Consider the following 14,485-nt stretch of genomic DNA (forward strand, 5'->3'; position numbering starts at 1 on the left):
AATAATCACCTATTTAATTAATGTATGTATGAAATCCATCGACATTCGTCGGTGGACAAAATAGTCTGTAGGTTATCCTACTAGTAAAATAAACAATGGGTACAATAAGCATTAACCACTAATGAGAATTAAAAACTTATTTTCGTAATCCCAAAATTGAGGTTATTTGTTGATACTTTTGTTTAGCATTTTATTAGCAAAGATAAATTTACAAAAATATAACTATGCCTATGATATTTATACTTGGCATTAAAAAGGAAAATTATGAGTTCAGTATTTGAAATATTTAAAATTGGTATTGGGCCTTCAAGTTCACATACAGTAGGACCAATGAGAGCGGGTAAAGCTTTTATAGATCAACTAATTAATAAACAAATGATGTCATCAGTGACAAAAATTGTGGCTGATGTTTATGGATCTTTGTCGCTAACAGGTAAAGGGCATCAAACAGATATTGCTATTGTTATGGGATTAGCGGGTGAAAAGCCTGATACTGTAAATATAGATAATATCCCAAATTTTATCGGAACACTTAGCCAAACGCACCGTTTACCTATTTATAATCATTCCTACGAAATTGATTTCCCATTAGATAGTTGCATGGTATTTCATTCTAAATTTTTACCATTACATGAAAATGGTATGACTTTAAGTGCCTATAACGGTGATACCTTATTATTTCAAAAAACTTACTATTCTGTAGGTGGCGGTCAAATTGTTGAAGAAGAGCAATTCGGCCAGCAAGAGCAAGATGCGGTAAAACTGCCTTACCCATTTATTTCAGCTCAAGAATTATTAAAACATTGTGAAGATAATGCCTTATCAATTTCTAGCGTTATGATGAAAAATGAGTTGCAACTGCACACTTATGAAGAAATCGAAAATTATTTTTCTCGCGTTGGACAAACTATTTTGGAATGTATTAACCGTGGAATGAATACTGAAGGTTTATTACCTGGACCGCTTAAAGTTCCGCGTCGGGCATTTTCGTTATATCGTCAATTATCCACCACTAAAGACAAAATTATTAGTGACCCTATGGTAATTATTGATTGGGTAAATATGTTCGCACTTGCCGTTAGTGAAGAAAACGCAGCGGGTGGACGGGTGGTCACTGCACCAACAAATGGCGCATGCGGCATTATACCCGCTGTGCTTGCTTATTATGATAAGTTTATTAATCCAGTTACTCCTGATATTTATATTCGATTTTTCCTAACTTGTGGTGCAATAGGGCAACTTTATCAAATTAATGCATCTATTTCTGGTGCAGAAGTTGGATGCCAAGGGGAAGTTGGCGTAGCTTGTTCTATGGCTGCTGCTGGGCTTACTGAACTGTTAGGTGGTAATCCTGAGCAAGTTTGCATGGCAGCAGAAATAGCAATGGAACATAATTTAGGATTAACTTGTGATCCAGTTGCAGGTCAAGTGCAAGTACCTTGTATCGAACGTAATGCTATTGCCGCGGTAAAATCGATAAATGCAACAAGAATGGCTCTAAGGCGAACAACTGCGGCAAAAGTATCTTTAGATAAAGTGATTCAAACTATGTATGAAACAGGAAAAGATATGAATGCAAAATACCGAGAAACATCACGCGGGGGGCTTGCCATCACCGTTCATTGTAGTTAAGTTGAAATTATTTGTTGTGTCAAATTCGCCGATTATACAATCGGCGAAACCTTAAATTATATTTTTTTAAATTATATTACTTTAAATTGTATTTTCTTAAATTGAACTTTCTTAAATTGCCTTTAATGTTTCCAGCGCATGGTATTGACTTTAGAACGCAAAAAATCATTCTCAACCAACACATCCACCTTTTCTTGTTTTATTGTACGGTATTTTCTTTTCCGCTTAAGTTGCTCCATTGCTGTTTTATGAATCACTTCATTATAGGCAAGCAAATTATTCAGTTGATCCAGTTCATCTAACCCACGAAGAACCGCAATTAATGTTTGTAATGTAATGGATTCGCCTTGTTCAATGCGTTTTATTGTCGCAATACCGATTCGAGATTTGTTAGCCAGTTCTTGCTGAGATAAATTTTTTTCAATTCTTGCTATTTTTATTCTGCGACATAACATAGCAATCATTTCGGCAGTTTCATTCATAAAATATCTTTTAGGTATGATATGCCACAGTATGTGACATATCATCTACTGTTATTGAATTAATTGTTCGTTTTCATGAGCTTTGATTTGTTGCTTTTCTAAGCTTTCTAAGATCTTTTTATGGATGCCATTAAAGCCACCATTACTCATAATTAAAATGGCATCGGTTGGGCGAGCTGTTTTGGTTATCATTTCAACAAGTAAATCAATATCACCCGTCCAGTGAGCAGGTTGGATACAAGCATCAACAACATCAGCAACTAACCAAGGCAATTGTTCTGGTTGAAAGATAAAGATTTCGTCAGCACGACCTAGTGATGGTGCTAGTTCATCTTTAGATACGCCTAGCTTCATGGTATTTGAGCGAGGTTCAAGAACAGCTAAAATGCGACGATTTGCACCAATTTTACTACGTAATGCCTCTAATGTTGCTAAAATTGCAGTTGGATGATGAGCAAAGTCGTCGTAGATTTCGATGTTATTTATTTCACCATAGAGTTCTAGCCGCCTTTTGGCATTGATAAATGAACTTAATGCTAAACAAGCATCGGCTGGATCAATGCCTACATTATGTGCTGCGGCGATTGCCATTAATGCATTATGCATATTATGTTCGCCCACTAAGGAATATTTCACTTCGCCTACTTTTGCATTGTTATAGTAAACTGCAAAATGGCTTGCGTCGTTATTTATGCGCTGTGCTAACCAGCCTGTTTCAGACTCAGTAAAAACTTGCTCGCTCCAGCAACCTTTTGCCAATACTTGTTTTAAATTTACATCTTCTTGTGGTGAAATAATTAACCCTTTGCTTGGCACTAAACGAACCAAATGATGGAATTGTTTTTGAATTGAGCTAAGATCATCAAAAATATCGGCATGATCAAATTCTAAATTGTTCATGATAAGTGTTTTAGGGCAGTAGTGCATGAACTTGGAACGTTTATCGAAGAATGAACAATCGTATTCATCAGCTTCAATCACAAAAAAATTCCCGTCTCCTAATCGGGCTGATACATCAAAATTACCCGGTACACCACCAATAACAAAACCTTGTTTATAATTTAGTTTTTCTAAAATCCAATTGATCATACCTGCGGTTGTAGTTTTGCCATGTGTTCCAGCAACCGCAATAACCCAGCGATCGCGCAAAACATTATCATGTAACCACTGAGGCGCAGAAATGTAAGGGATGTTATTATCTAAGACATATTCAACGCAAGGGTTACCTCTTGATAAGGCATTGCCGATGATGACTAAATCGGGTGTAGAGGCGAGTTGTGATGGATCATATCCTTCAATAATATCAATGTGCTCTTTTTGTAACAGTGTACTCATTGGTGGATAAACATTTTTATCTGAACCTGTTACTTTATGGCCTAGCGAGCGAGCTATTAATGCAATCCCAGCCATAAATGTACCACAAATTCCAAGAATATGAATATGCATTTTGAATCCTTAACGTTGCGTAAATTTTATGTTGATGATGTTAGATAACCATCGTAATTAGATGTAAATTAAGCACAATTGTCAAATTATAATCCATTCTAATTGCTTAGGCGATAGGCCATAGATATTTTATCAGTAATTGTGGAGCTTGGTTACCCCGAAATTCATCTACATCCAGATGATAAACTAATTCTACTTTTTTTATCGACTGATCAGGCCATTGTTGTCGATTGACATTAAAACAGACACCTTCAATAAATGGACCACCATTTTGTGGCTCTAATACTAATTTAAGGTGTTTGTCTGCAATTAACCGTTGTTGATGAATAACAAATACGCCATCAAAAATAGGCGTATCAAACCCTTCGCCCCAAGGGCCAGATTTTTTTAACAATTTGGCGGTTGCGTAAGTAAAGTCTTGGCTATCTATTTCACCGTCTGTTTCAATAATATGTTCTAGTAAATCAGGATCGACTTGTGTATTTAAAAGTGCTTGAAAACAACGTGTAAAATGCGCTAAATCTTTTTCGTGAATAGTTAAACCAACTGCCATTGAATGCCCACCAAAGCTAACGATTAAATCAGGGTGTCGCTGATTTAATTCATCAAGTAGATCGCGCAAATGAACGCCTTTAATTGAGCGTCCAGAGCCTTTTAAAAAACCATCTTGGGTTGAAGCAAACGATATAACTGGTCGATGATATTTATCTTTCAAACGAGAAGATAATATACCAATAATACCTTGATGCCACTGTTGATGATAAAACACCAGTGCGTTAGGAATTGATATATTTTGCTCTTCAATTTCTTGAATAAACAATAAAGCTTCTTTATGCATTGTTTGTTCAATCAATTTTCTATCACAATTGAGATTATCAAGATCTACTGCTTTATTAATTGCTAAATCATAATTATCACAAAGTAATAATTCAACGCCTAATGTCATATTATCCATTCTTCCCGCAGCATTTAATCGAGGAGCTATATAATAAGCTAAATCGGTTGATGTAATCGAAGCAGGATCTTTCTTCGCTATATGCAATAAGGCTTTAATACCTTCGCTACAATAACCAGATCGAATTCTGTTTATACCTTGGTGAACCAAAATACGATTATTATGATCAAGTTTAACCACATCAGCAACCGTACCTAAAGCAACTAAATCTAATAAATTCGTTACATTATATTCAGTTAACTTATTGTCCGTGAACCAATTTTCTTGCCGTAATTTGGCTCGTAAAGCAAGCATGAAGTAAAAAGCCACACCCACTCCAGCTAAATGCTTAGAAGGAAACACGCAATTAGGTAAATTAGGATTGATTATAGCATCTGCATCAGGTAATCGTTCTGGACATAAATGGTGATCAGTAATAATCACTGGCAAATTTGACTGCTTGGCAAAATCGACAGCTTCAACAGCAGAAATACCGTTGTCCACAGTAATAATGAGTTGCGCATTTTTTAATAGCGCTTTTTTTACAATTGAAATACTTAGCCCATATCCATCATCAAAACGATCCGGAATGATATAATCAACAAATTGGCACCCCATATTTTTAAGGGCTTTAACGGTTAAAGCAGTACTAGTAGCACCATCAGTATCAAAATCGCCAACAATCATGATCCGTTGATTATTCTTCATTGCCAAATAAAGAATTTCAACGGCTTTGTTAATGCCATCTAATGTGTCGTAATTGTGCAAATTGCGTGTGGTATAGTCGAGCTCTTGCATACTAGTCACCCCACGTAATGCATAAACTCGCTGTAATAATAATGGAATATCCTCGGAAAATTCTGGAGATCCATCAGGTAATTTGCGATGTCTTAATTTATTTTTTTTCATATTCTGTATGCTAGCGCATTAGCGCTAACATTGAGTTTAATATTATATTTCAACAGCGGTAATTAGTTATTTACTTGTTTTTTTATCTAAAACTTCAAGTAATTTATCTGCTGGTACATAACCAGAAACAAGCTCGCCATTAGGTAAAATAATTGCTGGTGTACCGCTAATTCCAAGTCGCTTCCCAACATTAAATTGTTGGGTAACGTAAGGAATCATACTACTAGCTGGTGAAATTTTATTGCCTTTATAAGCATTTTCAAACGCGGCTTTACGATCTTTCATGCTCCAAATAGATTGCATATTTTTACCAACATCACTTTTATCTCCTGCTCTAGGAAAGGCAAAATAGTGCACCGAAATACCTGCTTCTAAATATTTATCAATATTTTCGTGCAATAATTTACAGTAATGACAAGTGTAATCAGTAAAAACAGAAATGACATATCGTTCATTAGGCGCTTTGTAAACAATGGCATCTTTTGCAATTGTTTGCATTAGTTTAAGGTTATTACTGTTAGCAATATTTTCAAGATTGTCACCTTGAACATTATAAATAGAACCTTGAGTTAAATATTTGCCATCTTCTGTAACATAAAAAATACCATCAGGCGTAGAAACGCTTTTAAGCCCTTTTATTGGGCTATTAGTAATTTTTAACTCTTTATTGTCGTAACCTAACTTATTTAAAGTTTTTGTTATATCAGCATTACTCGCTAATACTGAGGTTGAAATTAAAGCTAAAGCTAAACCTAATTTTTTCATTCAATTACCCTTATTTTTTTGAGTATTACGCTCGAGGATGATGTTTACTATGTAACTGTTTTAATCTTTCAGTTGCCACATGCGTATAAATTTGCGTCGTTGATAAACTACTGTGCCCAAGCAACATTTGCACAACACGCAAATCAGCACCGTGATTAAGCAGATGCGTTGCAAAGGCATGACGAAGCACATGAGGTGAAAGTGCTTCAATATTGATACCTGTTAATACGGCATAATATTTAATTCTATGCCAAAAGGTCTGACGTGTCATTTTTTTTCCTAATCGACTAGGAAAAAGAACATCAACAGGCCCTGTTTTTAGAAGATCATTTCTGCCATATTTAAAATAATATTCAAGCCAATAAACCGCTTCTTCACCCAGCGGTACTAAACGTTCCTTATTGCCTTTACCTATCACTCTTACAACACCTTGCCGTAGGCTAACATCACTAATTTCTAAATTCACTAATTCAGATACACGTAAACCGGTTGCATAAAGTACTTCAAGCATTGCTTTATCTCGAAGTTCAATCGGATCGTCTATGCTTGGCGATTCAAGTAATGCCTCCACTTGTGATTCGGTTAAATCTTTAGGTAATTTTTTGGGAAGCTTGGGGGATGATAATACCGCTGAAGGATCATCTGCACGATAGTTTTCTTGATATAAATATTGAAAAAAACGTTTAGTTGCACTAAGTAATCTTGCAGAACTACTTGCTTTATACCCATCTTGCACCCGTTGCATTAAAAATGCTTGTAGATTAACTGTTTGAGCAGACAAAAATGTGACATTTTGTTGTTGTAAAAACTGACTTAATGCCAGCAAATCTAACTTATAAGACGCAATGGTATTTTCAGCTAAATTCCTTTCTAACCATAAAGAATCTAAAAAATGTTCTATTAATATTTTATTTTGGGGCGGGGTGTCGTGATTCGACATCAATATCATCTCTACATTACATTTATTCTGACATTATATACTAACTGCCAATAAGTTGTAGATTTTGTCTATTTGTTATCTTTTAAACAGAGGTAGTTTATGATTTTTTTATTAATTACTATATACTGCACTTTTAGTTGTTTTTTGTACTATTTATATTAAAAGGCATTATGTTAAAACGAACTATTAATATTTTTATTGCGCTATTTGCAATCTCTATTATTGCCATGGAAACTTACATTTATTGGCATACTAAATTTCGTCCTTGGCAACCCGAATCTTCAATAGGGCGATTAATTTATTATTATAGTTTCTTTACAGTTTTATCAAATTTAATGTTAGCATTGAGTTGTTTTTGGCTAGCTATCAATCCTAACTGTCATCGATACAGTTTTAAAGTTATTCGTTTGAATGGATTGGCGGGTGTGATGATAACGACTATTGTATATAACCTAGTGTTAAGAAGCATCCATACACCGCCACCTAATGTATTATTGAAAATTGCGAATGAAAGTTTACATGTGATTATTCCTGTTTTGGGATTATTGAGCTGGTTTATTTTTGGACCATTTCGACGAATTAATTTAAAAGTCATTATGGGGGCGTCATTGTTAATGATTGGCTATGGTGTTTATATTTTTATTCGAGGTTACTATACCAATCTGTATCCATATCCTTTTATTAATGTTGTAAAGATTGGTTATTCCCAAGCACTATTTGCTGTAAGTAAGTTTTTTTTATTATTTTTGGGAATTGCCTTTTTATGTTGGTTGATTGATTACTTAAGGAGTAAAAATGAAACTGTATATTTATGAACATTGCCCTTTTTGTGTAAGAGCTAGAATGATTTTTGGTTTAAAAAACGTGCCAGTTGAACTACAGGTATTGCTTAGTGATGATTTTCAATCGCCAGAGCGTATGATTGGTGAAAAGATGGTGCCGATTTTACAGAAAGACGATGGCAGTTATCTGCCTGAAAGTTTAGATATTGTTGATTATGTCGATAACAATTATGGCGGCAATCCCATTTTAATTGGCGATAGATCAGCAAATATAGCTGAACTAATAAAGCAGCTACAGCAATATGATTATAAGTTAGTGTGTCCACGATATATAAAATTAGGTTTAGCCGAGTTTGCGACACAAAGTGCTATTGATTATTTTGTTACTAGTAAAAAGGAAAAAATGGGATCATTTGATCAATGTATGGCACAAACCGATGCACTAGCCGCTGAGGTATTAACTGTGTTAAATAAACTTGAATTGCTAATTATTTCACCAGAAGCATGTAATGGACAATTATCTTTAGATGATATCTGTTTGTTCCCCGTTTTACGAAATTTGACGTGTGTTAAAAGTCTAGTTTTTCCACCTAAGATTAAGGCCTATATTCAATCAATGGCAAAACTCAGTAAGGTTGATTTATTTTTCAGTAAAGCAATTTGATGATTTGTTATGTGTGGTAGGCTATTTTGATTTGATATTAAACCATATTAGTAAAACCATCTTAATAAAACTATAGCAACAGATTTATCGCTACACAACTTGCAATCATAGTAAAAGAGAACAGTAAAAATAGGAATAAAAACTGTTCTCTTTTTAGTTTGCTAATAACTTATTGCAATTAATTATTTTAGATGATTATGTTAATTACCTAATTTAACATCAATCACTTCAATATTATCTTTACCACCATAGATATCATACCAAGGAGTAGCATATTGTTTTAATATTTTGTTAAGATGTTCAACATTTTCGCGGCCTGTTTGATCTAACCAACGTTTTAATCCCTCTTTTCCACCATTTGCATAGGCTGCAACACCTTCAAACCATGTTGCTCGCCCGCCAAGAATGCCACTATATTTAGCGCCATTTTCGCCGGCAAAAATGAGCTCTTGATGGAAAGTTTTTGTTGGCACACCAGCGCTTAAATAAATAAAAGGTCGTGTTGCTGCATCGCTAGCTTGTTTAAAGTAATCTGCGGCTTGCTTTTGAGTATAAACCACGACATTGTTGTCGTTAAAGCCTTCGACATTTTTAAAAAGTACAGGAACTTCGACTTTTAAAATATCGATGTAATATTGTTCTTTAGTAAACTCTTTAATGGTATTAATGACTTTTTGTGGTTTGATTTTTGCAAATTCAGGGCTTTTATCGTCGGTTATCACATTATCATAAACAATAGGTTCAACAAAAACAGGAATATCCGCAGCTCTTGCTTCATTACCTAAACGCTCTAAAAATGCGTGCTTTTTATCTAAAATATCTTGAGGATCATCTGGATTATAATAAACCAATACTTTTGCAGCATCAGCCCCTTTTTTTATTAAGCGTTGTAATGAATCCTCGGGCAAAATATCGGGTAGGCGACCTGGTGTATTGGCATCATATCCCGTTTTTTCATATGACATGATTAATCCAGCATTGCTATTTTTTGCCGCCATGCCTTTAAAACCATATTCTTCATCTAACAAAATTGCGCTAACATATTTAGTTAATTCTTGAGAAACAAGCTCCTTAAATTCATACACCATATCAATATGATAACGATCTTTACCAACCGCAGATTCCATCATCTTAACCATTGAACCGCGTTGATCAATCGCTAATGCAGCAATCACGCCATCTTGGTTTGATAGCTGTTGCATACGTGTGAATTTACCACGAGAAATACATTTTCTAGCCATTTTATAGCCTCCATTTAGTTAGTTTTTTTATTATATTGCTTTTTTTTGGTTGTTTATTAATCATTTGTGCTAGTTAAAGCGATATCCTTAATTTAAGCCAATACCATTGTTATCTAATGACATTATGATTGAACTTAAGTTACCACTTGAGTAAATATCGCCTTTAAAAAATAGTTGACTTATTTTCAGCCTATATCAGTATGCTGCATATGTTTATAACAACCCCTTTTTATAACAACACCACCAATTTATTTTTTTCAAATTTCAATGAAAGGCTATGTTCAAGTATAAATTATTAAACAATGAATATTATTTAATAGAATTGTGAAACCACTCATATTTTTCAAAAATAATTCGTTTAGAATGAAAAGCAATTATGTTTTAACTTTAAAATTTATTTAGGAGAAAAAAATGAAGGCAGCAGTAATTAAGCAAGAATGCGATGGTCAAGTTGAAATTAAAGATATTCCAGTTCGCCCATTAGAAGCGGGAGAAGCATTAGTTGACGTTGAATATTGTGGTCTTTGTCATACTGATATCCATGTAGCATCGGGTGATTTTGGCAAAAAGCCAGGCCGAGTTATTGGTCATGAAGGTGTGGGAATAGTGACTAAAATTGCTCCTGATGTAAAGAGCCTTAAAATTGGTGATAGAGTTAGTATTGCTTGGTTTCATGCTGGATGTGGTACTTGTGAATATTGTATTTCTGGTCATGAAACATTTTGTCGTAATGCGTTAAATTCTGGATACAGTGTTGATGGCGGTATGGCAGAGCAGTGTATTGTTAAAGCAGATTATGCGGTTAAAGTACCGGAAGGATTAGATCCCGCACAGGCAACAAGTATTACTTGCGCCGGCGTTACAACCTACAAAGGCATTAAAGTTGCCGATACCAAACCGGGGCAATGGCTTGCTGTATTTGGCATTGGAGGTTTAGGAACACTGGCTATTGAGTATGGTAAAAAAGTGTTTAACAATAAAGTGGTTGCAATTAGTAATAGCGATAGTCAATTAGAATTGTGTAAAAAGTTGGGGGCAGATTTAGTCGTTAATCCTAAAAAAGTGGATGATGTAGGTGCTTATATTAAAGCGCACACTGAAGGCGGTGTACATGGTGCTGTTGTGACCTCAGTGACGAAAACAGCTTTCAATCAGGCTATTCATTCAGTACGCCCTTTAGGACGTGTTGTTGCCTTAGGCTTGCCTTCGGAAACTATGGACTTGAGTATTCCAAAAACAGTGCTTGATGGTATTCAAGTTTTAGGTTCACTGGTTGGTACTCGTGAAGATTTAGCCGAGGCATTTCGTTTCAGTGCTGAGGGTAAAGTAATACCAATGGTTGAAAAAAGACCATTGGAAGATATCAATGATATGATCGACGAAATGAAAGCAGGTAAAATTCGTGGACGTATGGTTGTGGATATGAAAATGAAGAAATAGAAATCACTTTTCAGTAATCTAGAGAATAAGAAGTCAGCTTCTAGCTGGCTTTTTATTTATGTTATCATTTTTATTTTTAGTGTTTTTAATGAGTTAAAATTAATCCTTCTTGTATTTTATAAATAAATCCCTATTATAAACAAATTTTGCTTATTGATAGATTCAAGGGGATCTTTATGTCAGATCACAATTTAGAAAATAACTTGCGGAAAGATCTTGGTTTAGTTTCTGCATTATCCCTGGTTGTTGGGATGGTTTTAGGCGCTGGTGCATTTATGAAACCACCTTCAGTATTGGAAGTTACTGGCGATTATCATTATGCTTTATTAGCTTGGATTATTGGTGGTGCTATTTCCATTTGTGGTGGATTAACGCTTTGTGAATTAGGCGTCATGTTCCCAAAAACTGGGGGCATGCTTGTTTATTTAGAAAAAATCTATGGCGCTAAAATCGCTCACCTTTATGGTTGGATGATGACAGTTATCTTTTCTCCAGCGTTAATTGGTGCATTAGTCGGTTATTTTAGTTCAGTATTTTGCTCATTATTTGAGATTGAAGACACATATAAAATGGCGGTAGGTGCAGGAGCATTAGGCTTTATTGCCTTTATTAATGCAATTGGTGTCAAAGAGGCAGGATATTTACAAACCATTGCAACGGCTTGTAAATTGATTCCGATATTACTACTGGCGGTATTTGGTCTTTGGAAAGGCAATGGGCAAGTCGCATTATTTGGTGCTAGTGGTCAAGGTATTGAAACATTTGCGCCTTTTGCTGTTGCTATCTTAGCTACATTATTTGCTTATGATGGTTGGGCACAGGTTGCATCGGTTGCAGGTGAAATTCATAATCCATCTAAAGTATTACCAAAAGCAATCATTTTTGGGATTATCTTTTTAGTGATTGTTTATGCTTGTATCAATATAGCATTCTTTAAAATCTTTCCTGTCAACGAAATGGTTTCATTAGGGCACGATGCCGCCGCGGTTGCTTCACAGCGAATGTTTGGGCATTCAGGAGGTAACTTAGTTGCTGTTGGTATTATGATCTCGATTTTGGGTGGTATTAATGGTTATATCATGACATTATCACGTACTATTTTTAGCATGGCAGAGCGTGGAACTATTGTTGGTGCACGTTATTTAAGTACAATAGATGAGGATAGCCGTTCTCCTGTTAATGCCATTTCAGTTCTTGTTATTTTTGCATTTTTATATTCGGTTTTGTTAGATGCCGATCGTTTATCTGAAATTTCTATGTTTTCGATTTGGGTATTTTATTTACTAACCTTTGTTGGTGTTATGATAGCCAGAAAAAAATACCCTAATATACCAAGATCTTACAAAGTCATTGGCTATCCAATTATCCCTATTTTAGCCATATTGGGCGCTGTTTATGTGATTTATGGTATGCTAGTTTATCAAACAGAAAATGGGCTGGCATCAATTGTGCTGACGTTAGTTGGTTTACCAATGTACTATTATTATCAACGAAAGAACAAACATAGCGAACTTTCAGTCGGTGAGGTGAAAAAGTACCGTGTAAAAACACAATATACCATTGCTATAGTAGCAATAAGTGTTGTTGCTATATTAATTATTTATGGAAGCATAATTAGTAAATAGCAACCTTATTTCTGGTTAGATGATTTATTTAAGGGGGTTTATTTAAAGGAATTGCTTACTCATGTTTTTTAGTCGGTATAAAAGCAACAATAGATGTTTTTTAACTGAAAAGTGTGACTAAAAATAAGTTAAAATTAAGCCATAATGTCTTTGTTGTAAAATAGGGCTTAATTAAATGATGGGCTTTCTTAAAGATGCCTTTTCTGTGTTTTATATAGCCACTAATATAAATAGTGGCTATAGATACTTTAACTAATCCTTTGAATCAATTTTGGGTTTAGCTATGTAATTATAAATAACCAATATAGCAAAGATAGCAATAATAATGCTCATTATGATATCTTTGTTAAACCACTTAGCCATATTACCTAAGATAATTCCAACACCGCAAAAATCGACATCAGAGAAAGTCGTATTTGCAAAACCCAAAGATCCTAGCACAGGCAGTAGCATAACCGGCAAGAATGTGACTAATAGACCATTAGCAAATGCTCCGAGCATTGCCCCACGACGTCCTCCCATTGCATTACCAAATACCCCCGCTGTTGCACCACAAAAGAAATGAGGAACAACGCCTGGTAATATCAGAACCAGATTTAATTGCCCTAAAACAAATAATCCAATTAATCCACCAAGAAAACTAAATAAAAAGCCGACGAGAACAGCATTTGGCGCATATGGAAAGACAACAGGACAATCAAGAGCGGGTTTTGCATTAGGTACCAATTTTTCTGAGAAGCCTGTAAATGCTGGCACTATTTCAGCGAGAATTAATCGCACACCTTGTAGAATGATAAACACACCAGCAGCAAATGTAATGGCCTCTATAATCGCATAAACTAAATAATTATCACCTTTACTTAGATTAGTTTCGACATAATCAGAGCCAGCAAATAGAGCTAGAATGAGATAAATAATCATCATAGTTAATGAAATTGAAATTGAGCTATCGCGTAAGAAACTTAGGTTTTTAGGTAAATTCATCTCTTCAGTTGAGCGTGAGTTTTTACCTACAACTTGTCCAAGCCAGCCAGCTAGCACATAACCTAAAGTACCAAAATGGCCAAATGCGACATCATCATTACCCGTAATTTTACGCATATGCGGTTGTGCCAAAGCAGGGAAAAAAGCCATGATAAGGCCAAGCACTAACGATCCAGTAAATACCAGTTGCCAGCCTTTAAATCCTGCAACGGTTAAAATAATACTAATCATACAGGCCATATAAAAGGTATGATGTCCTGTCAAAAAGATAAATTTTAAACGTGTAAAACGTGCAACTACGATATTAGCGACCATACCAAATGCCATAATTAATGCCGTTGCTGCACCATATTCATTTAATGCCATAGAAACTATAGCTTCATTATTAGGAATAATACCTTGTAATTTAAAAGCTTGCTCAAACATCATGCCGAGTGGCGTAATTGCACTGATAAGCACGCTTGCACCACCGCTTAATACCAAAAAACCTAAAATTGTTTTCACGGTTCCTTTTACGGTATCAGCAAATGATTTATGTTGGGCTATTAACCCAACCATGGCAATTAAACCCACCAATACGGCAGGTACTTTTAAAATATCAACAATAAATTTTACGATTTCCTGAATCATAGCAACACCTC

At 35.0% G+C, this 14,485-nt stretch carries 12 protein-coding genes; 5 read left to right on the forward strand and 7 right to left on the reverse strand.

Going from position 1 to position 14,485, the window contains the following annotated elements; genetic code table 11:
- The first annotated feature begins 264 nt into the window (after nucleotides 1-264).
- On the forward strand, nucleotides 265-1,632 hold the full coding sequence (locus A9G28_RS03450; RefSeq protein WP_065579772.1) for an L-serine ammonia-lyase: 1,368 nt from the start codon (nucleotides 265-267) through the stop codon (nucleotides 1,630-1,632).
- A gap of 122 nt (nucleotides 1,633-1,754) precedes the next feature.
- Here A9G28_RS03450 and A9G28_RS03455 read toward each other — a convergent pair whose 3' ends face one another.
- From A9G28_RS03455 to xerD, 5 genes are all read right to left on the reverse strand, one after another.
- Entirely contained in the window at nucleotides 1,755-2,114 is a 360-nt protein-coding gene (locus A9G28_RS03455; RefSeq protein ID WP_065579773.1) for a helix-turn-helix domain-containing protein, read from the reverse strand.
- Between the two features lie 51 nt (nucleotides 2,115-2,165).
- On the reverse strand, nucleotides 2,166-3,560 hold the full coding sequence (gene mpl / locus A9G28_RS03460; RefSeq protein ID WP_065579774.1) for a UDP-N-acetylmuramate:L-alanyl-gamma-D-glutamyl-meso-diaminopimelate ligase: 1,395 nt from the start codon (nucleotides 3,558-3,560) through the stop codon (nucleotides 2,166-2,168).
- A gap of 106 nt (nucleotides 3,561-3,666) precedes the next feature.
- On the reverse strand, nucleotides 3,667-5,403 hold the full coding sequence (gene recJ / locus A9G28_RS03465) for a single-stranded-DNA-specific exonuclease RecJ (protein ID WP_065579775.1): 1,737 nt from the start codon (nucleotides 5,401-5,403) through the stop codon (nucleotides 3,667-3,669).
- 66 nt (nucleotides 5,404-5,469) lie between these two features.
- A complete protein-coding gene (dsbC, locus tag A9G28_RS03470; RefSeq protein ID WP_065579776.1) occupies nucleotides 5,470-6,168 on the reverse strand; it encodes a bifunctional protein-disulfide isomerase/oxidoreductase DsbC in 699 nt (232 codons plus the stop codon).
- Nucleotides 6,169-6,193: 25 nt separating this feature from the next.
- Nucleotides 6,194-7,108, reverse strand: coding sequence for a site-specific tyrosine recombinase XerD (gene xerD / locus A9G28_RS03475; RefSeq protein ID WP_065566519.1), 915 nt, complete (start codon nucleotides 7,106-7,108; stop codon nucleotides 6,194-6,196).
- 170 nt (nucleotides 7,109-7,278) lie between these two features.
- Between xerD and A9G28_RS03480 the strand changes: the two genes are divergently transcribed.
- Both A9G28_RS03480 and grxB read left to right on the forward strand, forming a co-directional pair.
- A complete protein-coding gene (locus tag A9G28_RS03480) occupies nucleotides 7,279-7,923 on the forward strand; it encodes a Pr6Pr family membrane protein (protein ID WP_065579777.1) in 645 nt (214 codons plus the stop codon).
- The gene (gene grxB, locus A9G28_RS03485) at nucleotides 7,904-8,554 is read left to right on the forward strand and encodes a glutaredoxin 2 (protein WP_065579778.1); all 651 of its coding nucleotides are present in this window, start codon (nucleotides 7,904-7,906) and stop codon (nucleotides 8,552-8,554) included. Before A9G28_RS03480 ends, grxB begins: the two co-directional genes overlap by 20 nt.
- 200 nt (nucleotides 8,555-8,754) lie before the next feature.
- Here grxB and A9G28_RS03490 read toward each other — a convergent pair whose 3' ends face one another.
- Nucleotides 8,755-9,795: a tagatose 1,6-diphosphate aldolase gene (locus A9G28_RS03490; protein WP_065579779.1), complete on the reverse strand. Its 1,041-nt coding sequence runs from the start codon at nucleotides 9,793-9,795 to the stop codon at nucleotides 8,755-8,757.
- 411 nt (nucleotides 9,796-10,206) lie between these two features.
- Between A9G28_RS03490 and adhP the strand changes: the two genes are divergently transcribed.
- Both adhP and A9G28_RS03500 read left to right on the forward strand, forming a co-directional pair.
- Entirely contained in the window at nucleotides 10,207-11,235 is a 1,029-nt protein-coding gene (adhP, locus tag A9G28_RS03495) for an alcohol dehydrogenase AdhP (protein WP_065579780.1), read from the forward strand.
- A 176-nt stretch (nucleotides 11,236-11,411) separates the two neighbouring features.
- Nucleotides 11,412-12,860 (forward strand): APC family permease, encoded by a 1,449-nt coding sequence (locus A9G28_RS03500; RefSeq protein WP_065579781.1) that lies wholly within the window; start codon nucleotides 11,412-11,414, stop codon nucleotides 12,858-12,860.
- Between the two features lie 252 nt (nucleotides 12,861-13,112).
- On the opposite strand, the gene A9G28_RS03505 is transcribed toward A9G28_RS03500, so the two are convergent.
- Nucleotides 13,113-14,474, reverse strand: coding sequence for a PTS ascorbate transporter subunit IIC (locus A9G28_RS03505; RefSeq protein ID WP_065579782.1), 1,362 nt, complete (start codon nucleotides 14,472-14,474; stop codon nucleotides 13,113-13,115).
- Between the last annotated feature and the right edge of the window lie 11 nt (nucleotides 14,475-14,485).

The sequence above is a fragment of the Gilliamella sp. Fer1-1 genome (assembly GCF_001690825.1).
Lineage (GTDB): Bacteria > Pseudomonadota > Gammaproteobacteria > Enterobacterales > Orbaceae > Gilliamella > Gilliamella apicola_C.

What these genes read in the sequence shown, in the direction of transcription:
- adhP (WP_065579780.1), top strand. Translation starts at nt 10,207, where the DNA reads ATGAAGGCAGCAGTAATTAAGCAAGAATGCGATGGTCAAGTTGAAATT.
- A9G28_RS03500 (WP_065579781.1), top strand. Translation starts at nt 11,412, where the DNA reads ATGTCAGATCACAATTTAGAAAATAACTTGCGGAAAGATCTTGGTTTA.
- xerD (WP_065566519.1), bottom strand. Translation starts at nt 7,108, where the DNA reads ATGTCGAATCACGACACCCCGCCCCAAAATAAAATATTAATAGAACAT.
- dsbC (WP_065579776.1), bottom strand. Translation starts at nt 6,168, where the DNA reads ATGAAAAAATTAGGTTTAGCTTTAGCTTTAATTTCAACCTCAGTATTA.
- A9G28_RS03490 (WP_065579779.1), bottom strand. Translation starts at nt 9,795, where the DNA reads ATGGCTAGAAAATGTATTTCTCGTGGTAAATTCACACGTATGCAACAG.
- A9G28_RS03455 (WP_065579773.1), bottom strand. Translation starts at nt 2,114, where the DNA reads ATGAATGAAACTGCCGAAATGATTGCTATGTTATGTCGCAGAATAAAA.
- A9G28_RS03480 (WP_065579777.1), top strand. Translation starts at nt 7,279, where the DNA reads ATGTTAAAACGAACTATTAATATTTTTATTGCGCTATTTGCAATCTCT.
- A9G28_RS03505 (WP_065579782.1), bottom strand. Translation starts at nt 14,474, where the DNA reads ATGATTCAGGAAATCGTAAAATTTATTGTTGATATTTTAAAAGTACCT.
- A9G28_RS03450 (WP_065579772.1), top strand. Translation starts at nt 265, where the DNA reads ATGAGTTCAGTATTTGAAATATTTAAAATTGGTATTGGGCCTTCAAGT.
- grxB (WP_065579778.1), top strand. Translation starts at nt 7,904, where the DNA reads ATGAAACTGTATATTTATGAACATTGCCCTTTTTGTGTAAGAGCTAGA.
- mpl (WP_065579774.1), bottom strand. Translation starts at nt 3,560, where the DNA reads ATGCATATTCATATTCTTGGAATTTGTGGTACATTTATGGCTGGGATT.
- recJ (WP_065579775.1), bottom strand. Translation starts at nt 5,403, where the DNA reads ATGAAAAAAAATAAATTAAGACATCGCAAATTACCTGATGGATCTCCA.